This is a genomic window from Microbacterium sp. KKR3/1 (genome assembly GCF_021272365.1).
Lineage (GTDB): Bacteria > Actinomycetota > Actinomycetes > Actinomycetales > Microbacteriaceae > Microbacterium > Microbacterium aurugineum.
The window spans coordinates 163,261-187,214 of the sequence record NZ_JAJSDW010000002.1 but is presented as its reverse complement, the minus strand read 5'-3'; the positions used below and the strand labels follow the sequence as shown (position 1 = coordinate 187,214).

General features: G+C 68.3%; 22 protein-coding genes. 10 read left to right on the top strand and 12 right to left on the bottom strand.

The genetic code is table 11. The annotated features are described in order from the left end of the window. Positions 1 to 7 precede the first annotated feature (7 nt). Together LVJ59_RS12555 and LVJ59_RS12550 are read left to right on the top strand one after the other, a co-directional pair. A complete protein-coding gene (locus LVJ59_RS12555) occupies positions 8 to 1,348 on the top strand; it encodes an ABC transporter substrate-binding protein (protein WP_232763311.1) in 1,341 nt (446 codons plus the stop codon). 126 nt (positions 1,349 to 1,474) lie between these two features. After that, positions 1,475 to 2,512 (top strand): LacI family DNA-binding transcriptional regulator, encoded by a 1,038-nt coding sequence (locus LVJ59_RS12550; RefSeq protein WP_232763310.1) that lies wholly within the window; start codon positions 1,475 to 1,477, stop codon positions 2,510 to 2,512. 37 nt (positions 2,513 to 2,549) lie between these two features. Here the strand turns inward: LVJ59_RS12550 and LVJ59_RS12545 are convergent, their stop codons facing one another. The 5 genes from LVJ59_RS12545 to LVJ59_RS12525 form a co-directional block, all read right to left on the bottom strand. Beyond that, positions 2,550 to 3,683 carry a bifunctional 2-methylcitrate synthase/citrate synthase gene (locus LVJ59_RS12545; protein ID WP_047521627.1) on the bottom strand — a complete coding sequence of 378 codons (1,134 nt, stop codon included), beginning with the start codon at positions 3,681 to 3,683 and terminating at the stop codon, positions 2,550 to 2,552. A 2-nt stretch (positions 3,684 to 3,685) separates the two neighbouring features. Further along, positions 3,686 to 4,588 (bottom strand): methylisocitrate lyase, encoded by a 903-nt coding sequence (gene prpB / locus LVJ59_RS12540; RefSeq protein ID WP_134352309.1) that lies wholly within the window; start codon positions 4,586 to 4,588, stop codon positions 3,686 to 3,688. Then, the gene (locus LVJ59_RS12535; RefSeq protein ID WP_232763309.1) at positions 4,588 to 6,114 is read right to left on the bottom strand and encodes an MmgE/PrpD family protein; all 1,527 of its coding nucleotides are present in this window, start codon (positions 6,112 to 6,114) and stop codon (positions 4,588 to 4,590) included. The genes prpB and LVJ59_RS12535 overlap by 1 nt, the downstream gene beginning before the upstream one ends. Next, positions 6,111 to 6,797, bottom strand: a complete 687-nt coding sequence (locus LVJ59_RS12530) for a GntR family transcriptional regulator (RefSeq protein WP_047521621.1) — start codon at positions 6,795 to 6,797, stop codon at positions 6,111 to 6,113. Before LVJ59_RS12530 ends, LVJ59_RS12535 begins: the two co-directional genes overlap by 4 nt. Before the next feature lie 80 nt (positions 6,798 to 6,877). Next, a complete protein-coding gene (locus LVJ59_RS12525; RefSeq protein WP_232763308.1) occupies positions 6,878 to 7,843 on the bottom strand; it encodes a DMT family transporter in 966 nt (321 codons plus the stop codon). Between the two features lie 186 nt (positions 7,844 to 8,029). On the opposite strand from LVJ59_RS12525, the gene LVJ59_RS12520 reads away from it, so the two are divergent. The 5 genes from LVJ59_RS12520 to LVJ59_RS12500 are packed head-to-tail and all read left to right on the top strand — an operon-like array spanning position 8,030 to position 13,009. Further along, positions 8,030 to 8,605 carry a glucose-6-phosphate isomerase family protein gene (locus LVJ59_RS12520; RefSeq protein WP_232763307.1) on the top strand — a complete coding sequence of 192 codons (576 nt, stop codon included), beginning with the start codon at positions 8,030 to 8,032 and terminating at the stop codon, positions 8,603 to 8,605. 9 nt (positions 8,606 to 8,614) lie between these two features. Further along, positions 8,615 to 10,105, top strand: coding sequence for a xylulokinase (xylB, locus tag LVJ59_RS12515; RefSeq protein ID WP_232763306.1), 1,491 nt, complete (start codon positions 8,615 to 8,617; stop codon positions 10,103 to 10,105). Next, positions 10,081 to 11,076: a phosphoglycerate dehydrogenase gene (locus tag LVJ59_RS12510; RefSeq protein WP_232763305.1), complete on the top strand. Its 996-nt coding sequence runs from the start codon at positions 10,081 to 10,083 to the stop codon at positions 11,074 to 11,076. Before xylB ends, LVJ59_RS12510 begins: the two co-directional genes overlap by 25 nt. After that, positions 11,073 to 12,038, top strand: coding sequence for a shikimate dehydrogenase (locus tag LVJ59_RS12505; protein WP_232763304.1), 966 nt, complete (start codon positions 11,073 to 11,075; stop codon positions 12,036 to 12,038). Before LVJ59_RS12510 ends, LVJ59_RS12505 begins: the two co-directional genes overlap by 4 nt. Further along, positions 12,038 to 13,009: an aryldialkylphosphatase gene (locus tag LVJ59_RS12500; RefSeq protein ID WP_232763303.1), complete on the top strand. Its 972-nt coding sequence runs from the start codon at positions 12,038 to 12,040 to the stop codon at positions 13,007 to 13,009. Before LVJ59_RS12505 ends, LVJ59_RS12500 begins: the two co-directional genes overlap by 1 nt. A 112-nt stretch (positions 13,010 to 13,121) precedes the next feature. Here LVJ59_RS12500 and LVJ59_RS12495 read toward each other — a convergent pair whose 3' ends face one another. The 5 genes from LVJ59_RS12495 to LVJ59_RS12475 all read right to left on the bottom strand — a co-directional run bounded on the left by LVJ59_RS12495 (position 13,122) and on the right by LVJ59_RS12475 (position 18,503). Then, positions 13,122 to 13,703, bottom strand: coding sequence for a glyoxalase/bleomycin resistance/extradiol dioxygenase family protein (locus LVJ59_RS12495; protein ID WP_232763302.1), 582 nt, complete (start codon positions 13,701 to 13,703; stop codon positions 13,122 to 13,124). A 140-nt stretch (positions 13,704 to 13,843) separates the two neighbouring features. Next, the gene (locus LVJ59_RS12490; protein ID WP_134352317.1) at positions 13,844 to 14,845 is read right to left on the bottom strand and encodes an ABC transporter substrate-binding protein; all 1,002 of its coding nucleotides are present in this window, start codon (positions 14,843 to 14,845) and stop codon (positions 13,844 to 13,846) included. Positions 14,846 to 14,907: 62 nt separating this feature from the next. After that, positions 14,908 to 15,942, bottom strand: a complete 1,035-nt coding sequence (locus tag LVJ59_RS12485; protein ID WP_194239293.1) for an ABC transporter permease — start codon at positions 15,940 to 15,942, stop codon at positions 14,908 to 14,910. Next, positions 15,942 to 17,444: a sugar ABC transporter ATP-binding protein gene (locus LVJ59_RS12480; protein ID WP_232763301.1), complete on the bottom strand. Its 1,503-nt coding sequence runs from the start codon at positions 17,442 to 17,444 to the stop codon at positions 15,942 to 15,944. The genes LVJ59_RS12485 and LVJ59_RS12480 overlap by 1 nt, the downstream gene beginning before the upstream one ends. A 189-nt stretch (positions 17,445 to 17,633) precedes the next feature. Beyond that, positions 17,634 to 18,503, bottom strand: coding sequence for a sugar phosphate isomerase/epimerase (locus LVJ59_RS12475; RefSeq protein WP_232763300.1), 870 nt, complete (start codon positions 18,501 to 18,503; stop codon positions 17,634 to 17,636). Between the two features lie 195 nt (positions 18,504 to 18,698). On the opposite strand from LVJ59_RS12475, the gene LVJ59_RS12470 reads away from it, so the two are divergent. After that, positions 18,699 to 19,700 carry a LacI family DNA-binding transcriptional regulator gene (locus LVJ59_RS12470; protein ID WP_047521602.1) on the top strand — a complete coding sequence of 334 codons (1,002 nt, stop codon included), beginning with the start codon at positions 18,699 to 18,701 and terminating at the stop codon, positions 19,698 to 19,700. A 118-nt stretch (positions 19,701 to 19,818) separates the two neighbouring features. Here LVJ59_RS12470 and LVJ59_RS12465 read toward each other — a convergent pair whose 3' ends face one another. Further along, entirely contained in the window at positions 19,819 to 20,805 is a 987-nt protein-coding gene (locus LVJ59_RS12465) for an aldo/keto reductase (protein ID WP_232763299.1), read from the bottom strand. After that, positions 20,792 to 22,087, bottom strand: coding sequence for an L-fuconate dehydratase (locus LVJ59_RS12460; protein ID WP_232763298.1), 1,296 nt, complete (start codon positions 22,085 to 22,087; stop codon positions 20,792 to 20,794). The genes LVJ59_RS12465 and LVJ59_RS12460 overlap by 14 nt, the downstream gene beginning before the upstream one ends. 124 nt (positions 22,088 to 22,211) lie before the next feature. Here LVJ59_RS12460 and LVJ59_RS12455 point away from each other — a divergent pair, with 124 nt between their 5' ends. Further along, positions 22,212 to 23,072 carry a fumarylacetoacetate hydrolase family protein gene (locus LVJ59_RS12455; protein WP_232763297.1) on the top strand — a complete coding sequence of 287 codons (861 nt, stop codon included), beginning with the start codon at positions 22,212 to 22,214 and terminating at the stop codon, positions 23,070 to 23,072. After that, on the top strand, positions 23,069 to 23,818 hold the full coding sequence (locus LVJ59_RS12450; protein ID WP_232763296.1) for an SDR family NAD(P)-dependent oxidoreductase: 750 nt from the start codon (positions 23,069 to 23,071) through the stop codon (positions 23,816 to 23,818). The genes LVJ59_RS12455 and LVJ59_RS12450 overlap by 4 nt, the downstream gene beginning before the upstream one ends. The last annotated feature ends 136 nt before the right edge of the window (positions 23,819 to 23,954 follow it).

Sequence of the window (23,954 nt, the reverse complement as noted above, 5' to 3'; positions counted from 1 at the left end):
CAGGAGTATGACCATGCGATTCCGAAGGATTCTGACCGCGGCGACCGTGGCAGCAGTGACGGTCGGCGTTCTGTCCGCCTGCGCGAGCGGCACCCCGCAGAACGACGGCGCGAACGCCGACGGCACCACCACACTGGACATGTGGGTCTTCGCCGAGCTCCACGGCCAGGTCTACGAGCAGATGGCCGAGAGCTGGAACAAGGAGAACCCCGACAAGGCCATCGACCTGAACATCACCGTCTACCCCTATCAGGACATGCACGACAAGCTCCTGCTCGCCGTGAACTCCGGGGAGGGCCTCCCCGACCTGGCCGACATCGAGGTGGGCAAGTTCGCGAACTTCGTCAAGGGCGACAACCCGCCGTTGGCGGATCTGACGGAGGTCGCCGCGCCCTACACCGACGACATCGTGCAGGCCCGGCTCGACCTCTACAGCAGGAACGGCAAGATCTACGGCTTCCCGACCCACGTCGGCGCCTTCGTGAGCTTCTACAACACCGAACTCCTCGACAGCGCCGGGATCGACTACACGACGATCGAGACCTGGGATGACTTCGCCTCCGCCGGCACCGAGTACTCCACGGCGACCGGGAAGGCGTTCGGCGTCGCCAGCACGGGCATCTTCTTCACCGAGCCGCTCGCGATCGCACAGAACGGCGGGCAGCTCTTCGCCGAGGACGGGCGGGGGGACGTCGATGTGAACAGCCCCGAGGTCGTCGACACGATGGAGATGTTCCAGGACATGAAGGAGTCGGGAGCGCTCTCGACGATCCCCGGTGGCAGCCCGGACAGCGAGGAGGCCTTCGGCGCCATCAACGACGGCGACTACGCCGCCGTCGTCTACCCCGCGTGGTACACCTCGCGTTTCGTCGACTACATGCCGGATCTCGCGGGGAAGATCGCGATCGCTCCCGCTCCGCAGATCGAGGGCTCCGAGGTGCTGACCATCGGCGGCGGTGGCACCGGCACCGCCGTGATGGCCGGCAGCGGGAAGAAGGAGATCGCCAGCGAGTTCGCGGCCTACAGCAAGCTGTCGCTCGAAGCGAACGTGAAGGTGTGGGAGGAGCTGGGCTTCGATCCCGTGAACATGTCGGTCTGGGAAGACGAGAAGGTCACGAAGAACCCGGACAACAAGTTCAACCAGTACTTCCAGACGAACCTGTTCGACGTGCTGAACTCGGTGAAGGACGGGATCGGTCACTTCGAGTCGTTCTCCAACCCGTCCCTTCCCACGGTCGACAACCAGTTCCGCACGGTCACGCTCAACGAGATCTACGAGAACGGCACGCCCGCGGAGGAGGCTCTCGATCAGGCGCAGACCGACCTTCAGAACGAGCTCGGCCAGTAGCAGCCGGCTATTCGGGTGCGGGCGGGAGAGCATTCCTCTCCCGCCCGCACTCTGCGCACGACGTTAGAGTGAGGGGAGCGCGCTGGCGTGACACACGGCGATTGGTGAGGCCCGATGGATCCGACGATGCACGACGTCGCGCGCCTCGCCGGAGTCTCCATCAAGACCGTCTCGAACGTCATCAACGACTACCCCCACGTGAGCGCGCAGACCCGCGAACGTGTGCAGACGGCCATCGATGAACTCGGCTACCGGCCGAACCTGTCGGCCCGCGGCCTCCGCTCCGGCCGCACGGGTGTCATCGGCCTCGCCGTTCCCGCTCTGAGCGAGAACTACTTCGCCGAGCTGGCGGATGCGGTCATCCGCGCCGCCGACGACCGGGGGCTCGGTGTCGTCGTCGAGCAGACGAGCGGCGACAGGGCCCGCGAACTGCAGGTGATCACCGGAGGGCGTCTGCGTCTCACCGACGGACTGCTGTTCAGCCCCGTGGCACTGGGGCAGCCCGATGCCGATGCGCTGGACACGGGCTTCCCCCTCGTCCTCCTCGGTGAGCGCATCTTCGACGGCCCGACAGACCACGTCGCCATGCACAACACCTCCGCGGCCCGAGCTGCGGTGGAGCATCTCCTCGACATCGGGCGCCGGCGCATCGCCCTCGTCGGCGCAGAAGAGGACGAGACGCCTGGCACCAGCTCGGCGAAGCTGCGAGTCGCCGGCTATCGAGAGGCGTTCCTTGAGGCGGGCTTCGAGGTCGACCCACGGCTCATCCGCACGAGCGCGCACTGGAGTCGCAGCGGAGGTCTCCTGGCGATCCGCGAGCTGATCAGCGAAGGGGTGGCGTTCGACGGGGTTTTCGCCCTCAACGACGCCCTCGGTCTGGGGGCGCTCCGCGCGCTGGGCGAGGCGGGGTTGCGCGTCCCCGAGGACGTCGCGGTGATCGGGTTCGACGACATCGACGAGGCCAAGTTCTCGATCCCCTCCATGTCCAGCGTCGACGCCGGGCGCACACAGATCGCGGTGGCAGCCGTGGACCTGCTCATCGAGCGCATCGAGGAGAAGGGGGGTCGTCGCTCGCCGCGCACGGTGAAGCCGGGGTTCCGCATCGTCAGACGCGAGTCGACGGGCTTCCCCGGGCGCACCGCTCACCCCGATCCCGCCCTGTGACCGTCGCCCTCTGAGCTCGAATCGCGGGCGGGGGCTCTCAGCCCTCGACGTGGCGCTCGTCCGGGCCGTCGTAGTGCGACAGCGGACGGATCAGCGCGTTCGATCCCGCCTGCTCGATCACGTGCGCGGTCCAGCCCGTCACTCGCGCCGCGACGAACAGCGGCGTGAAGGTGAGCGTGTCGAAACCGATCAGGTTGTAGGCAGGGCCCGACGGGTAGTCGAGGTTCGGATAGATGCCCTTGCGCGCCACGAACTCCGACTCGAGGGTGTCGTACAGCTCGGCCACGTCGGCGCGATCGTAGTGCTCCACGAGGGTGTCGAGCGCCGCCTTCATGGTCGGCACCCGGGAATCACCCTTCTTGTAGACGCGATGCCCGAAGCCCATGATCTTGCGCTTCTCGGCGAGCGCCTTGTCGAGCCACGGCACCACATTGTCTGCGGTGCCGATGTCGTCGAAGATGTGCAGGACCGCTTCGTTGGCGCCACCGTGCAGCGGGCCCTTGAGCGCGCCGATGGCCCCGACGACCGCGGAGTAGATGTCGCTCAGGGTCGAGGTGATCACGCGCGCGGTGAACGTCGAGGCGTTGAAGGAGTGCTCCGCGTACAGGATCATCGAGCGGTTGAACGCATCCACGACGACGTCGTCCGCTTCCTCGCCGAACGTCATCCAGAGGAAGTTCGCGGAGTAGTCGAGGTCGTCGCGGGGGGCGATGAGCTCCTGGCCACGACGACGACGCTGCCCGTATGCGACGATCGCCGGGAGCGCGGCGAAGAGGCGGATACTGCGTTCGAGGTTCTGCTCGGGGCTGCCCCCGGCGTCGAGCACCGAGCCGCCGGCGCCCGGGTCGGAGGCACCGATCAGGCTCACCGCGGTGCGCACCTCGTCCATCGGGTGCGCGTCGAGCGGGACCAGGTCGATCGCGGCCTTGACGTTGTCGGCGAGCGCGCGGTGTCTGCGCTCCTCCACGCGGAACGCCGCCAGCTCCTCGGGCGTCGGCAGTTCGCCGTTCCAGAGCAGGTAGGCGACCGCTTCGAACGGCTGCGTGTCGGCGAGCTCCTGCACCGGATAGCCGCGGTACAGCAGACTGTTCGTCTCGGGATTGACCTTCGAGATCGCGGTCGTGTCGACGACGACCCCCGCGAGGCCCTTCTTGATGTCCGGCTCGGTCATGGTCACTCCTTCGTGATGGTGAAGTTGAAGACACCGGAGTCGAAATGGTTGTACGACTCGTAGTCGATCAGGTCGTAGAGGTCGGCGCGGTGCTGCATCTCGCCGAGCTTCGAGGTCAGGTGCCCCTCTTCGTTCAGCGTATCGAGCGCACGGCCCGCGGCCCCCATCGAGATGCGCAGCAGCGACACCGGCCAGATGACGAGGTTGACCCCGGCGTCGCGCAGCTGATCCACGGAGAACAGCTCGCTCTTGCCGAACTCGGTCATGTTCGCGAGGATCGGCACGTCGAGTGCCTCGGCCATCGCCTCGAACTCCGCGAGCGTGCGCATCGCCTCGGGGAACACCGCGTCGGCGCCCGCATCCACCAGTGCCTTGGCGCGGTCGATCGCCGCGTCCAGCCCTTCCACCGCCCGGATGTCGGTGCGCGCCATGAGGAGGAAGTTCTCGTCGCGACGGGCGTCGGCGGCGGCACGGATGCGCTTGATCGCCGTGTCCTCGTCGACCACGGATTTGCCGTCGAGGTGACCGCAGCGCTTCGGGTTGATCTGGTCCTCGATGTGCGTGCCCGCGAGGCCCGCATCCTCGAGCTCCTGGATCGTGCGGGCGACGTTCATCGGTTCGCCGAAGCCGGTGTCGGCATCGACGATCGCGGGGAGGTCGGTCATGCGGGCGATCTGCTTCGCCCGACCCGCGACCTCGGTGAGTGTGGTGAGGCCGATGTCGGGGAGGCCCAGATCGGCCGAGAGCACGGCGCCGGAGATGTAGACGCCGTCGAAGCCCTTCTGCTCGATCAGGCGTGCGCTCAGCGGGTTGAACGCACCGGGGAAGCGAAGCAGCTCCCCGCTCGCGAGCCGCTCGCGGAACAGGCGCCGCTTCTCCGACGGGGTGACGGTCGAGTACAGCATCAGAACAGCCCCTTCGGGGCGCCGGCGTTCTCGAGCACTCCCGGCTTCGCGACGATCGACAGCTCGCCGACCTCCGCTGCGGTCAGCTCGGGCAGACGCTGGACGAGGTCCAGGAACCGCTCGATCTCGGCGGGCTCGAGCACGGGCTCCGCCAGCAGACGGAACTTGGCGATGTAGTTATCTCGGGCGAACGGACGCGCTCCGAGGGGGTGGGCATCCGCCACGGCGATCTCGTCCACCACGGTCGACCCGTCAGTGAGGCGGATCTCGACGCGACCGCCGAAGGCCTTCTCATCGGGGTCCTCGGAGTGATAGCGGCGCGTCCACTCGGCGTCCTCGGCGGTGGTGATCTTGTGCCACAGCGCGACCGTGTCGGCGCGGCCCGCGCGCTCGGGAGCGTAGGAGTCGACGTGGTGCCATCCACCGTCCTGCAGCGCGACCGCGAAGATGTAGGGCACCGAGTGGTCAAGCGTCTCGCGCGAGGCGGTCGGGTCGTACTTCTGCGGGTCGTTGGCGCCGGAGCCGATCACGTTGTGGGTGTGATGGCTCGTGTGGATGACGATCTGATCGATGTTGGCGGGGTCACGCAGCGCCGGGTTCTCGATCCCGAGCTTGCGGGCGAGGTCGATGAGCGCCTGCGCCTGGTACTCGGCCGAGTGCTCCTTCGTGTACGAGTCGAGGATCGCGCGCTTGGGCTCACCCGCAGCGGGCAGCGGCACGTCGTACGCGGCGTCCTTGCCGTCGAGCATCCAGGCGATCACGCCGTCTTCGCCTTCGTAGATCGGGGCGGGGCTGGTCTGCCCCCGCATCGCCCGGTCGACCGCCTCGACGGCCATCTTGCCCGCGAAGGCCGGGGCGTGCGCCTTCCAGGTCGAGATCTCGCCCTTGCGGCTCTGGCGGGTGGCGGTCGTGGTGTGCAGTCCCTGCCCGACGGCCTGATAGATGGTCTCGACGTCGAGGCCGAGCAGGGTTCCGATGCCGGCGGCGGCCGACGGGCCGAGGTGGGCGACGTGGTCGATCTTGTGCTTGTGCAGGCAGATCGCGCGCACCAGATCCATCTGGATCTCATACCCGGTGGCGATGCCGCGCACCAGGGCGCGGCCGTCCTTGCCGGTGTGCTGGGCGACCGCGAGGATCGGCGGAATGTTGTCGCCGGGGTGCGAGTACTCCGCCGCGAGGAACGTGTCGTGGTAGTCCAGCTCGCGCACGGCCACGCCGTTCGCCCAGGCGGCCCACTCGGGGCTGGTGCGGTGGTCGAGTGCGGCGCCGAAGAGGTTCGCACCGACGCCGCCCGTCGAGACGGGATGGCTGAACGCCTGCGCCCTGGCCGCGTTGATCGGAGCGCGGGTCAGGGAGGCCGCGGCGACGGAGGCGTTGTCGATGATGCGGTTGATGATCATGTCGACGACATCCTGCTCGACCTCGACCGGGTCGGCGGCGACCTCGGCGATCTTCCAGGCGAGCTGATCCTCACGGGCGAGGTTCTCGTCGCTGCGGTGCACACGGACGTGGTGGGTGACGGTCATGAGAGTCCTTCGGTCGTGGGAGGAGACGAGACGTCTTCGGGGAGGGAGTCGAGGATGCCGGTGAGCGCGTTGTGCAGGTGCACGTGCGTCGCGTGGGCCGCGAGGTCGCCGTCGCGGGCGGCGAGTGCCGCGGCGATGGTGCGGTGCTCCCCCGCGGAGGCGGCGAGCCGGGCGGGGTTGTCCCGCGCCATCCGACGAACCCGCACGAGGTGGGTGCGCACCGTGCGCAGCGCCGACGCGATGTAGTCGTTCGCCACGGCCGCGTCGAGGGCGGCGTCGAAGCGGGCGATCAGCGCATAGTAGGCGTCGCGGCCGGCGACCGCGTCGAGGTCGACGTGGGCGAACTCGTCGGCGAGCGCGGCGAACAGGGAGGCATCGCCCCGGGTGGCGGCAAGGCGTGCCGAGCTCTCCTCGAGCGCGCGGCGGATCTCGAAGAGCGAGCGGATGTCGTCGGCGTCGAGATCGGCGACGACCGTGACCCGCGGTGACTGCTGGACGACGAGGCCGTCGGCGGCGAGCCTGCGCAGCGCTTCGCGCATAGGCGTGCGACTCACGCCCAGGCGTTCCGCCTGCTCGACCTCGCCGAGCACGAAACCTGCCGCGAGCGCGCCGGACTGGATGTCATCGAGCAGCGCCGCATACGCACGGTCACCGGCCGAGGTGCGCTCCACGGGAAGGGTCATGCCCTCAGTGTATACATAAAGCGGCTCTGGCAGGCCGCATCTCTCGCTGGACTCGTTTCCGGTATACATTCCCCGCGGGGCTACGGCACCGGTTCGACGAACTCCTGGGCGACCGGCTCCCCCAACTTGACCACGACGACGCCGGCGAGCACGAGCACCCCACCCAGCGCCTGCAGCAGATCGGGGAGCTGCCCGAGCAGCAGCCAGCCGAACAGGAGAGCCGCCACGACCTCGGCGAGCGCGACGAAGGACGCGAGCCGCGACCCCAGCATCCGCGTCGACGCGATCCCGAGCAGGTACGCGAGGGCGGTCGCGACGACACCCATCGCCAGCGTCGGGACGAACCACGGCACACTGCCGAACCGGTACGCGATGTCGTCGGTGGTCCACCGGATCGGCAGCACGCCGATGGCCCCGGCGGCGGTGAGCCCGAGCGCACCGAGCAGCAGACCACTGCCGGCGAGCGCGATCGGCGGTAGCCCCGTGTCAGCCTTGGCCGACAGCACGAAGTACGTCGCCGCCCCCACCATCGCCCCGAGCGCCCAGAGGATCCCGGCCACGTTCACGTCGGCACCGGTGAGGATGTCGAGCATCAGCACGAGCCCGACGAAGGCGATGGCCGCGCCGATGATGCTCCGACGCGTCGGACGCTCCCCCCTGCGCAGCCAGAGCCACAGCAGCACCGCGACCGGAGCGGTGTACTCGATGAGCAGGGCGATCCCGACATCCATGACCGCGACGGCCTGGAAGTAGAACAGTTGCGTCGCCGCGACCGCGAGCAGACCGTAGGCGAGGATCATCCCCGCATTGCGCCGCAGCAGCCCCCACCGCCCACGCAGGGAGAGGATCGTGGGAAGGAGCAGCACGAGGGCTGCCACCCAGATGCGAGCGGTGACCGCGGCCCCGGGCGTCCACCCCGCATCGATGAGCCCGCGCGCCCAGGCTCCCGACATACCGAACGCGAAGGCCGCGGCGATCGCGAGTGGCAGCCCGAGGCGCACGTCGCGCGCGGGTGCGACCGCCGCGTCACTTCTCACCTTGCTCATGATCGATGACGCTACTCGTGACAACCCCGGGTTTCGAATCGCACGATTGGTCGCTTCTCCACCCCGAATCCGACCATTCACGCGATTCGAAAGAAGAGGGACCCTGGACGTGACCTGTCATAACAGGTACAGTGAACCTGTCATTACAGGTTGCGCAACGACGCAGCGCCCGTACGAGGAGCACCGATGCCCGAGTTCCACACCCCGCCGATCTCTCCGATGGCGATCGCGTTCGACGCCGAGAAGCTGACGCTCTCGCCCGAAGGGCCGACCCTCACCCGGCGGATGTCCGACCTGGAAGGGCTCTTCCTCGACGCCGAGGCCTGGGCCGACGCATCCGCCGGCGACAACCCGGTGGTCTACACGGTGGTGAGCTCCCCCGTTCCCGAGGTCGACCGCGAGCTGCCGCAGTCGATCACGACGATCATGCCCGGTGACACGTCCGGTGAGCTCTGGATGACCAAGGGCCACCAGCACCCGAACCACCAGGGCGAGATCTACCTGGCGCTGAAGGGCCGCGGCGGTCTGCTCATGTTCGACGGCGATCGCACCGAGTGGCTGGACATGCTCCCCGGAACGATCGGCTACATCCCGCCGGGCTGGGCACATCGCTCGGTCAACACCGGCGACGAGCCCTACGCCTTCCTCGCGGTCTACCCGGGAGGAGCAGGGCACGACTACGGCTGGGTGCTGGAGCACGGTATGGGCGCACGCGCCTATCGCGCAGCCTCCGGCGTCGATCTGCGCCCCTACGCGGAATAGGCTCCGGCCATGATCATCGCGCACGATCTGGGCACCACCGGCAACAAGGCGTCCCTGCACCACGACGACGGCCGTCTCGTGGCGTCGGTCACGGTCCCCTACCCCGCGCACTTCGCCGCGGGCGGCGTCGCCGAGCAGAACCCCTCCGACTGGTGGAACGCGGTCGTCGGGGCGACGCGTGACCTGATCGCCCGCACCGGAACGGCCGCGAGCGACATCGCCGGACTCGTGGTGAGCGGCCAGATGATGGGGGCTGTGCTGCTCGACGCCGACGGCGAACCCGCACGCCCGGCGATCATCTGGGCCGACACCAGGTCGGGCGCCCAGCAGCGCGAGCTCGAGGCCGCGATCGGCGCCGAACACGCCTATGGCATCCTGGGCCATCGCCTCAACCCCACTTATTCGGTCGAGAAGATCATGTGGGTGCGCGACAACGAGCCCGACGTGTGGGCGCGCGTGCGCCGGGTGTGCGTCGCGAAGGACTTCATCGTCCTGCGCCTGACCGGGCGCCTGGCCACCGACCGCTCCGACGCCTCCGGCACCAACGCCTACGACCAGGCCGCCGGAACCTGGTCGGACGAGGTCGTGCGCGCCGCACGACTCGACCCGGCTCTGTTCCCCGAGATCCTCGACTCGACCCGGATTGCCGGCACGCTGACGGACGCAGCCGCGGACGCCCTCGGGCTCCCCGCGAGCGTCCGTGTGGTGATGGGGGGCGGCGATGGTCCGATGGCCGCCGTCGGCTCCGGCGTCGTCGCGCCCGAGGACGGCGCGTACGTGTGCCTGGGCACCTCGTCGTGGATCTCGTTCGCGGCCGATGCCCCGCTGCACGATCCCGCGATGCGCACTTTCACGTTCGACAACGTGGTCCCCGGCTCGTTCGTCCCGACCGCCACCATGCAGGCCGGCGGGGCCTCGGTGCAATGGATCTCGGAGGCTCTCTCCCCCGACCCCGCGCATCCCGAAACCGGACGGCTGACGACCGAAGCGTCCGCCGACATCGACACCGACGACCTCTACTTCCTCCCCTACCTCCTCGGCGAGCGCTCCCCGATGTGGGACCCGGACGCCCGCGGCGCCTTCGTCGGTCTCGCCCGCCACCACGGCAGAGCCCACCTCGTGCGGGCGGTGCTGGAGGGTACGGCGTTCAACCTGCTCAGCTGCATCCAGGCCTTCCGTGAGTCCGGTGCCGTGATCGACCGCATCGACGCGGTCGGCGGCGGAGCCCAGAGCGACGTGTACCTCTCGGTGCTGGCGGATGTGTGGGGCGTGCCGGTGCGCCGCCGGACGATCGTGGAGGAGGCGAACAGTCTCGGAGCAGCGGTCACCGCCGCAGTCGGGCTCGGTCTCACGGACTTCTCGGCCGCCCGCGCCCTGAGCGAGGTCACCGCCGAGTTCACCCCGGATGCCGGGCGCCATGCCGTCTACGCCGAGCGGCACGCCCGCTTCGCCGACGCCTACACGGCCCTGGCGCCGTGGTTCGCCGGACGGCCGCGCTGATGGGCGTGATCCTCGTCACCAGCCGCTCCTTCTCGGACGGCGACCTCGACCTGGTGGAACGCGCCGCCCAGGCGGGGCATCGCATCCTCCGCGGTCCGGCGCATCATGACCTCGAGGACTTGCGATCACTCCTGCACGGCGCTGATGCCTGGATCGCGGGCACCGGGGCGATCACGGACGCACATTTCGCCGCGGCTCCGAAGCTCAAGGTAGTCGCCCGGTACGGCGTCGGCACCGAGTCGGTCGATCTGGGCGCGGCGCGCGATCGCGGCATCCCGGTGACCAACACCCCCGGCGCCAACGCCGACGCGGTCGCGGACCACGCGATCGGGCTCATGCTCGCCGCGCTGCGGTTCATCCCGGACGGCGATCGCCGCGTGCGCACGGGCGATTGGGGCGTGCGGCGCGGACGTGAGCTCGGCGCCGCCACGGTCGGCATCGTCGGCTTCGGGCGCATCGGCCAGGGTGTGGCCGCGCGGCTGAGCGGCTTCGGGCCGCGCGTGCTGGCCGCCGATCCGTTCCTTCCTGACGAGGTCGTGCGGGCCCGGGGTGCAGAACCCGTCTCGCTCGACGACCTGTTCCGCACCGCCGACGTCATCACGCTGCACGCTCCGGGCGGGCAAAAGCTCGTCGACACTGACCGTCTCACCGGCATGCGGCCGGGAACCGTGCTGATCAACACCGCCCGCGGTGACCTGATCGACGAGGCAGCCGTCGCGCAGGCGCTGCGCGACGGAACCCTTGCCGGCTACGCGGCCGACACCCTCGACGGTGACACGGCCGCGCACCACAGCCCTCTGCTCGCCCCGGACCTCGCCGACCGCGTGATCGTCACCCCGCACCTCGGCGCGCAGACCACCCAGGCCGTCGACAACATGGGCGCTCTCTCGCTGGCCGACGTGATCGCGATCCTCGCCGGCAGCGATCCCGCCCATCCCGTCCCCGTCCCGCTCGCCGAGGAGAACCGATGACCACCACCGCCGACACCGTCCACGCCGACGGGGCCTCGACTGCCGCATCCGCCGACTACATGGGTTTCGTCGGGGTGACCACGGCGTCGTCGTCGATCATGAAGGTGTTCCCGCTGTGGGCCGACATCCTGGGCCTCCCGACGCGCACCCTGCTCGGCCACGATCTGCCGATGGACGCCGAGCCGCCACAGTACCGCGCGATGGTCGAGCAGATCCGCGATGACCCGCACCACCGTGGAGCCCTCGTGACCACGCACAAGATGAACGTGTACGCCGCGGCCTCCGACCTGTTCGATGAGCTGGATCCCTTCGCGGTGTCCTGCTCCGAGATCTCCAGCATCTCGAAGCGCGGCCGGGTCCTGTCCGGACGGGCCAAGGATCCGATCACGGTCGACCTCGCGTTGAAGGACTTCCTCCCGGCCGATCACTTCACGCGCACGGGGGCGGCGGTCGTGATCCTGGGTGCCGGCGGTTCGGGCACCGCACTGAGCTGGGCGCTGGCCGAGCGTGAGGACGCCCCCTCGAAGATCACGGTGACGGCCCGCACACAGGACAAGCTCGACCACCTGCGCGAGGTGCACCGCCAGCACGGCACGCGGGAGGGACTGATCGAGTACGTGGTGACCGCTTCCCCTGCAGAGGCCGATGCCCTGGTGACCGCGGCCCCCGCGGGATCCGTCATCGCCAACGCCACCGGGCTCGGCAAGGACCGCCCGGGCTCGCCCCTGAGCGAGACGGCGGTGTTCCCCGAAGGCGCGTACGCGTGGGAGTTCAATTACCGCGGCTCGCTCGAGTTCCTGCATCAGGCGCAGGCGCAGGCGGCCGCGCGCGGGCTCCACGTCATCGACGGCTGGCGCTACTTCATCCACGGCTGGTCGCAGGTGGTGGCCGACGTGTTCGAGCTCGACCTGACTCCCGAGGTCGTCGAGCGACTCGCCGAGGCCGCGGAGTCTGTGCGCTGATGTCCGTCGTCGTCCGAACGGTGCTCGGTGACATCGCGCCGACGGCGCTCGGACGAGTGAACTACCACGAGCACCTGTTCCAGGTGTCGCCGCTGCTTCCGGGCGATGAGCTCGACGATGAGACCGCGTCGGGCAAAGAAGCGGCACTGCTGCGGGCGAGCGGGTTCGACACGATGGTGGATGCCACACCGTTCGGGCTCGCCCGGGACCCGGAGGCTTTGGCACGGATCAGCGCGACGACCGGACTGCACATCGTCGCGACGACCGGCCGTCACCGTGAAGCCCATTACGGCGCGGACCATCCGATGCAGGTGTGGACCGCCGACCGCCTGGCCGCTCTCTTCCTCGCCGACCTCACACGCGGCATGCCCGTGGACGACAGCGAGATCTTCGAGACGCCCGACATCTCCCTCGCGCGCACACCGGGCGGCGCTCCCGTGCGCGCAGGGATGCTCAAGGGGGGCGCCGACTACTGGCGTATCAGTCCGTTCGAGCGCACGACGCTGATCGCCGTGGCCGCAGCGCACCGCGCGACAGGGGCTCCCGTCATGGTGCATCTGGAGTTCGGCACGGCGGCCCATGAGGTGCTCGACCTGCTCTCCGCCGAGGGGGTGCCGGCCCACCGGGTCGTGCTCGCGCACGCCGACCGCGACCCCGACCCCGGGCTGCACGTGTCCCTCGCCCAACGCGGAGCCCACCTCGGCTACGACGGCTTCGCGCGTCCGCGCACCCGCTCCGATGCCGAGCTGCTCGCCCTGACCGTCGCCGTGGTCGAGCGCGGCGCCGGCGACCGGATCGTGCTCGGCGGCGATGTCGCCCGGCGCACTCGGTACATCGCGTATGGCGGCATGCCCGGGCTCGCTTACCTCGGCGACCGTTACCTCCCCCGCCTCCGCGAGGCTGTGGGCGAGGACGCCGTGCACCGGATGCTCGTGACCACGCCGGCACAGCTGCTGAGCTTCTCCGTCTGACCCCGAGCACGGGCACGGGCATGGGCATCCACATCCACATCCGAGAACGCCGAGGAGACACCGTGTCCGAACCGACGATCCTGCGCGCCCGCGTCTGACGAGCCGACGCTGTTCAGCGATCGAGCCGGGGATCCCGCAAGGACGCCATCGCCTCGACGAGGCTTTCGTGGATGTACTCGAGTTCAGGTGAGCTGAAGCTCGACCAGTCCTCTTCGGGGGCATCGTGGTCGTCCGCCCCTTCGCTCTCCGCGGATCCGCTCCACGCGGCGGCGTCCTCTCCAGCGGCATCCCACGTCTGACCCTGCGGAACGTGGGTGTAGACCCACCAGAGATTTCCTGACGGGTCGGCGAAGCGCGAGAACGTGTCACCGAAGAAGTCCGTCGGCCGGGTCACGATGCGTGCGCCGAGTCCGACTGCTCGTGCGAGCGTTCCTTCGACGTCGTCGACGTACACCTGGAGGAATCCGGGAGTGAAGGGCCAGTCGGGCTTACGGTCGGCGACCGTGATGACGGAGTCGCCGATGCGCAACTCGGAGTGCAGGATCAGTCCGTCGGTGTCGACGGTGCGAGCCTCGGGGACGTCGGTCGCCCCGAAGACCTCGATCACGAAGTCGATGATGCGAGAGGCGTCATCCGTCATGAGGAAGGGGTTGACGGTGTTCGATCCGGCGGGCAGGGCAGGTGCGTTGCTCATGGTGTGTGTCCTTTCGTCGCAATCACTCTGGCAGTCACCGCGGACAGATCCTGACCTGGATGTCCTGCGTGATCCGGTTCACGTCCCGACACGAAGAAACCCCCCGCCCGAAGGCGAGGGGCTTCTTCATGGATGCGGTGTCACTCGTAGAGGACGGCCGCGATCTTCGGGTCTTCGATGTTCGTGCTGTCGTACCAGTACGAACCCGTGTCGTAGAACTTCTCGACCGACTCACCGTTGGCGGCGTCGTACGCGGCCTGCACGACCTGCGCGCCGATGCCGATCGGGTCCTGCGTGATCGCGCCGGCCATGGTGCCGTCCTTGATGGCGTTGATCTGGGCCGCACCGGAGTCGAAGCCGACGATGGTGATCTTGCCCTTCTCGAGGCCGAGCTCGTTCACGGCGTTCACCACACCGATGGCGGAGCCCTCGTTGGTGCCGTAGATGCCCTTGAGGTCGGGGTGGGCCGCGATCAGGGTCTTGGCGATGTCGGCCGACTTGAGGTGGTCGCCGTCACCGTACTGGATGTCGACGATCTCGATGTCGGGGTAGTCCGCCTCGATCTTGTCGACGAAGCCGTCGCGACGCTCGACACCGGTCGAGTTGATCTGCGAGTGGCCGACGATCGCGACCTGTCCTTCGCCGCCGATCAGCTCGGCCATGTGCTCGGCAGCGAGCGCACCGGCGACCTTGCTGTCGGTGGCGGACAGGCTCAGGCCCACGTCACCGTTGCAGGGGGCGTCGAAGTAGACGACCGGGATGTCCTTGGACTTGGCCTGCTCGAGCGGGGCGACGCACGCCTCGGGGTCGAGGGCGGCGTAGGCGATGGCGTCCGGGTTCTTGTCGATCGCGGCGGTCAACATCTCGAGCTGCTGCGCGATCTCGGTCTCGGCCGCGGGGCCCTCGAACGTGATCTTCACGCCGAGCTCGTCGGCCTTCTCCTCGGCGCCCTTCTTGACGGCCTGCCAGAACTGGTGCTGGAAGCCCTTCGAGACCATGGCGATGTACATCTCGCCGTCGCCGCTGCCGCCGTCTCCGCCGGAACCTTCCTCGATCACGTCGCCGCCGCCGGCACAGCCGGCGAACACCAGGGCGGATGCGGCGACCAGCGCTGCGAATGCGGTCTTCTTCCCGAATTTCATGAAAACTCCATTGTTCGTGGGTGGGTGGGTGGTGCAGGGATGGTGGGTGGTGCAGGGATGGGTCAGGTGCGCTGCCGGTTGCGGAGCGAGTCGAGGAAGACCGCGAGCAGCACGACCACACCGACGACGATGTTCTGCCACTCGGTCTGGATCGACATGATGCGCAGTCCGTTCACGAGCACGCTCATGATCAGGGCGCCGATCACGGTGCCGAGGATGGATCCGCGTCCGCCCAGCAGCGAGGTGCCGCCGATGATGACCGCGGCGATCGCCTGCAGCTCGTACCCCATGCCGATCTGCGGCTGAGCGGAGTCGAGGCGCGAGGCGATGACGATGCCCGCGACGCCGGTGAACGCACCCGCGAACATGTAGATGAGGATGGTCCAGCGACGCGTGTTGACGCCCGACAGACGGGTGGCCTCCTCGTTCGAGCCGATCGCGAAGGTGTAGCGGCCGAGCAGGGTCTTCGACAGCACGAGCCAGGCGACGATCGCCAGCGCGGCGGTGATGAGCACCGCGTTCGGGATACCGGGGATGATCACGCCGAGGGCGATCTTCTTGAAGTCCGGTGCCGAGGTCGAGAAGTAGATCGGTGCGACGTTCGAGATCACGAGGGCGAGACCACCCGCGATCATCATCATCGCGAGCGTGGCGATGAAAGGAGGCAGTCGCAGGAACGTGATGTTCACGCCGTTGACGAGTCCCATCAGCACACCTGTCGCGACGCCGCCGATCACACCGACCCAGACGGGAAGGCCCATGTTCGTGACGATGACCCCGGTCATCACGGCGCACAGCGCCATGCCGGTGCCGATCGACAGGTCGATGCCGCCGGTGATGATGACGAAGGTCGTTCCGAGGGCGAGGATGCCGATCACCGCGGTCGACAGCAGCACCGTGGCGATGTTGCTGAAGGTGAAGAAGTTGGGGCTGGCGATCGAGAAGAAGATGACCAGCACGATCAAGGTGCCGAAGGCCAGCGACTGCTGGAACTGCCGCTTGATGAACCCGACGACATCCCTCTTGTCGGTGTCCTCGTTCACGGCGGTCTGGATGATCGTCGTCGTCGACGATCCGGGCTGCTGCGGAGCGCTCATCAGTCTTCCTCCCCGTGGGCTGCGAGTTGCATGATCTTCTCCTGGCTTGCTTCCTCGTTGCGGAGCGTCCCGGTGATGCGGCCGTTGGCGAAGACCGCGATGCGGTTCGCCACACGGAGGATCTCCGGGAGCTCGGATGAGATGACGATGATGGACTTGCCTGAGTCAGCGAGCTGCTGCATGAGGCGGTAGATCTCCTCTTTCGCGCCGACGTCGATCCCTCGGGTCGGCTCGTCGAAGATGAGGATGTCGCAGTCGCGCATCAGCCAGCGGGCGATGACGACCTTCTGCTGGTTCCCTCCGGAGAGGAGCTTGACGACCTGGTTGACAGAGGGCGTCTTCACGCGCAGCTGCTGCACGTATTCCTTGGTGCGGTTCTTCGCCTTGCTGTCGCCCATCCAGCCGATCGCGTTGGCGTAGGAGCCGAGCGAGGCGAGCACGGTGTTGAACGTCACATCCTGCTCGAGCATGAGGCCGAGGAGCTTCCGGTCCTCGGACAGGTACCCGAGGCCGTGATGCACCGCGTCCGCGGGCTGGGAGATCCGCGCCGGGCGACCATCGATGGTGATCGTGCCGCTGTCGCGGTGGTCGGCGCCGATCACGGCTCGGGCGGTCTCGGTGCGCCCCGCCCCCATGAGGCCGGCGAAGCCGAGGATCTCGCCCCGGTGCAACCGGAACGAGACGTCTTTCAGAAGGCTCTTGGTCGACAGCCCCTGCACCTCGAGGACCACGGGGTCGTTGGCGTGCTCACGGGCCTGGGGACGGGTTCCCTCGTCGATCACGCGGCCGACCATCATCTCGATGATCGTCGGGATGGTGATCTCGGACTTGTCGAGTGATCCGATGTATGTGCCGTCACGCAGGACGGTCACCCGATCAGCCAGGCGGCGCAGTTCGTCCATGCGGTGCGAGATGTAGACGATCCCGGTGCCGCGCGCCTTGAGCTGCTCGATCAGCACGAAGAGCGTCTCGACCTCGGTGTCGGTGAGGGCCGAGGTCGGCTCGTCCATGATGAGCACCTTGGCATTGAAGGACAGCGCCTTGGCGATCTCGACCATCTGCTGCTCGGCCACCGTGAGCTCGCCGACGAGCTGACGCGGGTTCAGGTGGATGTCGAGGCGCTGCAGCAGCTCGGCGGTCTGCGCGTTCAGCTTGCGCTCCGACAGGAACGGGCCCGTGGTGGGTTCCCTCCCCACGTAGATGTTCTGCGCCACGGTCAGATCGGGCATCAGGTTGAGCTCCTGATGGATGATCGTGATGCCGAGCTCCTGCGCCTGGAGGGGGCTCGTGAGCTCGACCTCCCGGCCCTCGAACGTGATCGTGCCCTCGTCCTTGGTGTAGATCCCGGAGAGGATCTTCATCAGGGTCGACTTGCCGGCACCGTTCTCACCCACGAGCACGTGCACCTCGCCGGCGTGCACCTCGAGGTGCACGTCTTTCAGCGCCTGCACGCCGGGGAATCCTTTGCTGATCCCCTCGACCCGGAGGATGGGTCCACTCATGCGCTCACCTGCTTCCTTGAAGGTTCTGCTTCGACGTCGACGGATCATTCCGTCACAAACATCGGATCAATTCTGCGTCCTGCGCTACGGGCAGCGCAAGTTGTATCTAAATGTATCTAATGACCGCCGAATGCGGAAGACCTGTAATGACATCTTGATCTTCCGATCTTCGCGCCGGTGGATTCCGGCTCAGTGGAGGCGGATCGAGTCGACCGCCACGAGCTTGTCGCGGATGTACGCGTTGGCGTGGGCGCCGAGTTCGTCGTTGTCGCTCCAGAGGTTCCGCCAGATGCCGAGCATGCGGCTGAGGTCGGGAGCGACGACCGCCGAGGAGAACGACTCGAAGACGATCGGACCGTCGTAGCCGATGCGGCCGAGCGCCTTGAAGAACGTGTCGAAGTCGACCGTGCCGGTGCCGAGGTACCCGCGGTGACTCTCTCCGATGTGCACGTAGCGCAGGGCGGGAGCAGCGTCGAGGACCGGCGCGAACATATCCGACTCCTCGATGTTCATGTGGTACGTGTCGAGGTGGATTCCGAGGTTCGGCCGATCGACCTCGGCGACGTATCCCAGGGCCTGTCGCGCGGTGTTCAGCACGTTGGTCTCGTAGCGGTTCACGACCTCGAGCGAGACCGAGACGCCGCGCTCGGCGGCGTGGTCGGCGACGCGGGCGATCACGGCGCGGCTGCGCGCGAGCCCCGCAGTGGTCACCGGCTCCATGTACTTCTTCATGGCGCTGTAGATCACCCCGCAGAAGTGCTGGCCCCCGAGGTCCGCCAGCACGTCCACGGCCTTGAGCAGCAAGGCTTCGCCGGCCGCGACGATCGCAGGGTCGGAGCTGGTGACATCGGTGGCCTCGGAGAGTCCGAGGGAGGCGCTGACGGCGAGGTCGTACTCCTCCAGCGCATCCTTCGCGACGGCGACGTCGAACGAGAACGGATCCATCAACGGGAACTCGATGAGGTCGAAACCCGCGCCTTTGGTCTTGCGCACCGCCAGACGGATGCCCTCGGCATCGAAGTTCCCCGTCCAGACGAGCCCGTGGCATCCGATGTTCATGAGACCTCTCACAGCGGGTGTGCGGCACCGTCGCCGTCCCGAAATTGGCACGTGCCAATTCCGGTGTGCGTGCCACGCTACGTCGCACGCCAGACACTGTCAAGAACTTTCTTGGCACGTTGCAAGTCCTCCGCTATCCTGAGGCGACCGACGCGGTCGCCGTTCCCGATCGACGCGGTTCGACGAAGGAGTTCCATGCCCGCGAGCGTCAAGGACGTCGCTGCCCTCGCCGGAGTCTCCTCCTCCACCGTCTCGAACTACCTCAACCACCCGCATGTGCTCGGATCCGCGAGTCGGGAACGGGTGCGGGCGGCGATCGAACAGCTCGGCTACGTGCCCAACGAGTCCGCACGACAGCTGCGCGCCGGATCGAGCAAGGCACTCGCGCTGATCCTGCTCGACGCCTGGCTGCCCTATTTCCACGACCTCTCGCGCGGGGTCGAAGACGTGGCGCGAGAGGGGGGATGGTCGCTGTTCTTCAGCAACAGCGACCGCGACGATGCGCAGGAACGGCGCAACCTCGACATGTTCGAGGCGCACCGGGTGCAGGGCATCGTCATCTATCCGCTCGGCGACGTGGTGCCGCGCCTGGAGGGACTGGCCGACCGCGGTATCCGCTCGGTCGTGGTGGGTCCGATCCGGGAATCATCGAAGGTCGCATCCGTGCTGTTCGACGACCGCGGCGGTGGGCGCCTCGCGGGCGAACACCTTCTGGACCTCGGCCGACGACGCCTCCTCTTCCTCGGCAATCCAGCGGTGAGTCAGTCGAACGACCGCCTCGCCGGGCTGCGTGAGGCCGTCTCGGGGTCCGACGCGAACCTGTCGATCATCGACGTGTCGCACCTGGCGATCGAGGACGGACTGCGTGCGGGTGAGCAGATCATCGCGATGCCGGTCACCGAACGCCCGGACGCGGTGTTCGCTGCGAACGACATGGTGGCACTCGGGGTGCTCACGCAGCTGCTGCGTCATGGCATCCGGGTCCCGGAGGAGATCGCCCTCATCGGCTTCGACGACGTCGCCCAGGCACACCAGGGCGTCGTGCCGCTCACGAGCGTGCGGCAGCCCGGCTACGAGATCGGCCGCGCCGCCGGAGCTGCTCTCCTGCAGCAGCTCGCCGACCCCACGGCACCGCCGCCCGCGACCACCCCCTTCCCCGCTGAACTCATCGTGCGGGAGTCCACGGTCGGACGGTGAGCACGGCCCTGCGTGGTTCACAACTCCTCAGATATTGCCCGCACACCGGGCCGCGACGGCCGCAACCGCTCGATCTGGGCAATCGTTGAGGAGTTATGAACGGGGCACAGGCGCCGGGTCAGACCGTGGGGATGAGCCCCTCCTCCGCGAGGCTCGCCCACAGCGCCGTCGGGATGTCGAGTGCGGCGTACTCCGCGTTCTGCCGCAGCTGCGCCGGGCGACTGCCGCCCACCACGACCGAGCGCACGACATCGGACTGCAGCGGGAACTGGATCGCCGCGGCGGGCAGCGGCACCCCGTGGTCGGCGCACACGGCGGCGATGCGGACCAACCGATCCCACAGCTCGTCCGGAAGCTGCCCGTACTCGTAACGCCCGTCGCGGCGCGGCTCGTTCGACGCGAGCAGCCCGGAGTTGAACACGGAGGCCGCGACGATCCCGGTCGAGGTCTCCCGGCACGCGGGCAGCACGTCGACCGCGGCGGGCTGTTCGAGCAGCGTGTACCGGCCGGCCACCATGATCAGGTCGAGGTCGGCGGCACGGACGGCTGCGGCGAGAGCATCCGACACCATCGAGCCGATGCCGATCGCGGAAACCTCGCCGTCGGCCCGCAGCTGCTCCATCGCGGGGAGGGCTTCCGCGAGCGCGAGGTCGAGATCGTGCCGCTCGGGGTCGTGCAGGTACAGCAGGTCGATGCGCTCGATGCCGAGACGCTCCCGGGACTCGTCGACGCTCGCACGGATCCCCGCCTCCGAGAAGTCCCACACCCGCTGCAGGTCGTCGGGCACGTGGAAGTCGTTGGCGGTGTCGAGGCCACCGGCGTGGTCGGGGTTCGGTCGCAGCAGACGCCCCGCCTTCGTCGAGAGCACGAACTCGTCCCGCGGCTTGGTCTGCAGGAAGGCTCCGAGCCGGCGCTCGGAAAGCCCCAGACCGTAATGCGGCGCGGTGTCGTAGAAGCGGATGCCGCTCTCCCACGCCGCATCGAGCACGGCCCAGGCCTCGTCGTCGCTGAGCGGTCGGAACAGGTTGCCCACGTTCGCGGCCCCATACCCGAGGGCGGGAACGGGCAGGCGGTCAGGCGTCGCCAGAGGATCAGGCACCGACATGCGCACCCGTCCAAGAGTAGGTGGCGATGCTGTCGGCCTTCATCTCCATGCCCGTTCCCGGCGCGGTCGGCGCCATGTACGAGCCGCCGCGGATGTCGGTGGGCACGACGAAGTGCTCGTGCAGGTGGTCGACGAACTCGATCATGCGGCCCTCGCGGGTCCCGGTAACTGCGACGAAGTCGAACATCGACAGGTGCTGCACGGCTTCGCACAGGCCGACTCCGCCGGCGTGGGGACAGACCGGCACGCCGAACTTCGCGGCGAGCAGGAGGTTCGCGATGTTCTCGTTCACCCCTGCCACGCGCACGGCGTCGATCTGCATGACCGAGATGGCTTCGGCCTGCAGGAGCTGCTTGAAGATCACGCGGTTCTGGGCGTGCTCGCCGGTGGCGACCCGGATGGGTGCGATGCCCCGGGCGATCTCGGCGTGACCGAGCACGTCGTCGGGGCTGGTGGGCTCCTCGATCCAGGCGGGGTGGAACTCGGCGAGCGCGTTCACCCATTCGATGGCTTCCGACACCTCCCAACGCTGGTTGGCGTCGATCGCGATGGGGAAGTCGGGCCCGCACACCTCGCGCGCCTTGCGGAAGCGGCGGATGTCGTCGTCGAGGTCGGCGCCGACCTTGAGCTTGATCTGGGTGAAGCCGTCAGCCATGGCCTCGCGGGCGAGGCGTTCGAGCTTCTCGTCGGAGTATCCGAGCCATCCGGGGCTCGTGGTGTAGCCCGGGTACCCGCTGGCGAGGAGCTGCTGCTCCCTCTCCGCGCGACCGGGTTCGGCGGCGCGCAGGATCTCGAGGGCGTCCTCGCGGGTGAGCGCGTTGGTGAGGTAGCGGAAGTCGACGAGGTCGACGAGTTCCTCCGGCGTCATGCGGGCGAGCAGCTGCCAGAGCGGAAGTCCGGCGCGCTTGGCCTTGATGTCCCACAGCGCGTTGATGACCGCGCCGATCGCCATGTGCATGACGCCCTTCTCGGGCCCGAGCCAGCGCAGCTGCGAGTCGCCGATGATCTCGCGGAAGGTGCCGCCCATGTCATCGAGCAGCGGCTCGATCTCGCGCCCGACGAGGTGCCCGGCGAGCGCATCGATCGCCGCGACCTGCACGTCGTTGCCACGGCCGATCGTGAAGACGAAGGCATGCCCGTCGATGTCATCATCGGCATCGGTGCGCACGATGACGTACGCCGCCGAGTAGTCCGGGTCGGGGTTCATCGCATCCGACCCGTCCAGGCTCAGGGACGTGGGGAAGCGGATGTCGGTGGTGTCGAGGGCGACGATACGGCTCACGGGATTCCTCTCCATGCACGGCTGATTTCTTCCGCGCGGATCTCTTGGAGTGTAAACATCCGATGTCTATACTGTCAACGAGACCAGCCGCGTTGTCGCGGCTTCCCGACCGATCAGGAGAAACATGAAGTTCGCGCGGCTCGGCACCCCTGGCACTGAGATCCCCGTCCTGGTGGAGGGTGACCGATACCTCGACCTCCGCCCCGTAACATCCGATGTGGATGGAGCGTTCCTCGAGAGCGACTTCACCTCCCGCGTCGCGGCCGCTCGCGATGCTGGCGAGCTCCCCGAACTCGCGGATGCCGCGTCGATGCGCATCGGTGCCCCGATCGCCCGTCCGAGCGCCGTGATCTGCATCGGCATGAACTACGCCGCCCACGCGGCGGAGTCGGGGTCAGAGCCGCCCACCATCCCCATCCTCTTCCTCAAGACCCCGAACACCGTCGTCGGCCCGAACGACACAGTGACGATCCCCCGCGGCAGCGTCAAGACCGACTGGGAGGTCGAGCTCGGCATCGTGATCGGCACCCGCGCCGCCTACCTCGACAGCCCCGAGGAGTCCATGGCGCACGTCGCCGGCTTCGTCGCAGCGAACGACGTGTCCGAGCGCGACTTCCAGATGACCGTCTCCGGAGGACAGTGGTCCAAGGGCAAGATCGCGGCGGGCTTCAACCCCACCGGCCCCTGGCTGGTCACCCCCGACGAGGTCGACCATCAGGCGCTCGGCCTGCGCAGCTTCGTGAACGGCGAGCCGCGGCAGGACTCGAACACGAGCGACATGATCTTCACGGTCGAGCACATCGTGCACCACCTGTCGCAGTACGTGACGCTCGAGCCCGGCGACCTCATCCTCACCGGCACCCCGCAGGGCGTGGCCCTCTCGGGGAAGTACCCCTACCTCGCCGCGGGCGACGTGGTCGAGATCGAGATCGACGGCCTCGGCCGCCAACGGCAGGAGTTCGTGGCATGGGAGGCCCGGAAATGAGTGCACTGAACGGACTGGTGGCGATCGTCACCGGCGGAGCATCCGGCATCGGCGCGGCGATCGCGCAGCGCCTGCACACCGACGGCGCGACCATCGCGGTCCTCGACCGGGACACCGCGGCGGCTGACCCCGCCTTCGCCGCCTTCACGGCCGATGTCTCGGATCGCGCGAGTGTCGACGCGGCGGTGGCCGCCGTCGCCGAAGAGTTCGGACGCATCGACATCGTCGTCAACAACGCCGGGATCGGCGCGCAGGGCGACATCGCCGCGAACGACGACGACGAGTGGGCCCGCGTGCTCTCGGTCAACGTCACCGGCATCGCCCGCGTCACCGCGGCGGCACTCCCGTGGCTGCGGAAGTCCCCGTCGGCCTCGGTGTGCAACACGGCATCCATCGCCTCGACCACCGGACTGCCGCAGCGCGCCCTGTACAGCGCCTCGAAGGGTGCCGTCTCCGCCCTCACCCGCGCCATGGCCGCCGACCACCTGCGCGAGGGCATCCGTGTGAACGCGGTCAACCCGGGCACCGCCGACACCCCGTGGGTCGGACGCCTGCTCGACTCGGCGGTCGATCCCGCGGCCGAGCGCGCGGCGCTGGAAGCCCGCCAACCCCACGGACGTCTGGTGAGCCCCGAAGAGGTCGCCGCCGCCGTCGCATACCTCGTGAGCCCTGCCGCGGGTTCGACCACCGGCACCTTCATCGAGGTCGACGGCGGCATGGCCCAGCTGCGCCTCCGCGCGGAGTAGCCCCCCTTCGTTCCCTCGTTCCCCCCGTTCCCTCCTTGCCGGATCAAAAACGCACCTGGGCCCCGAACGCGGGATCAAAAACGCACCTGAACACGCCCACGGAGGTGCGATTTCGATCCCGCACCCGCCCCGCGCG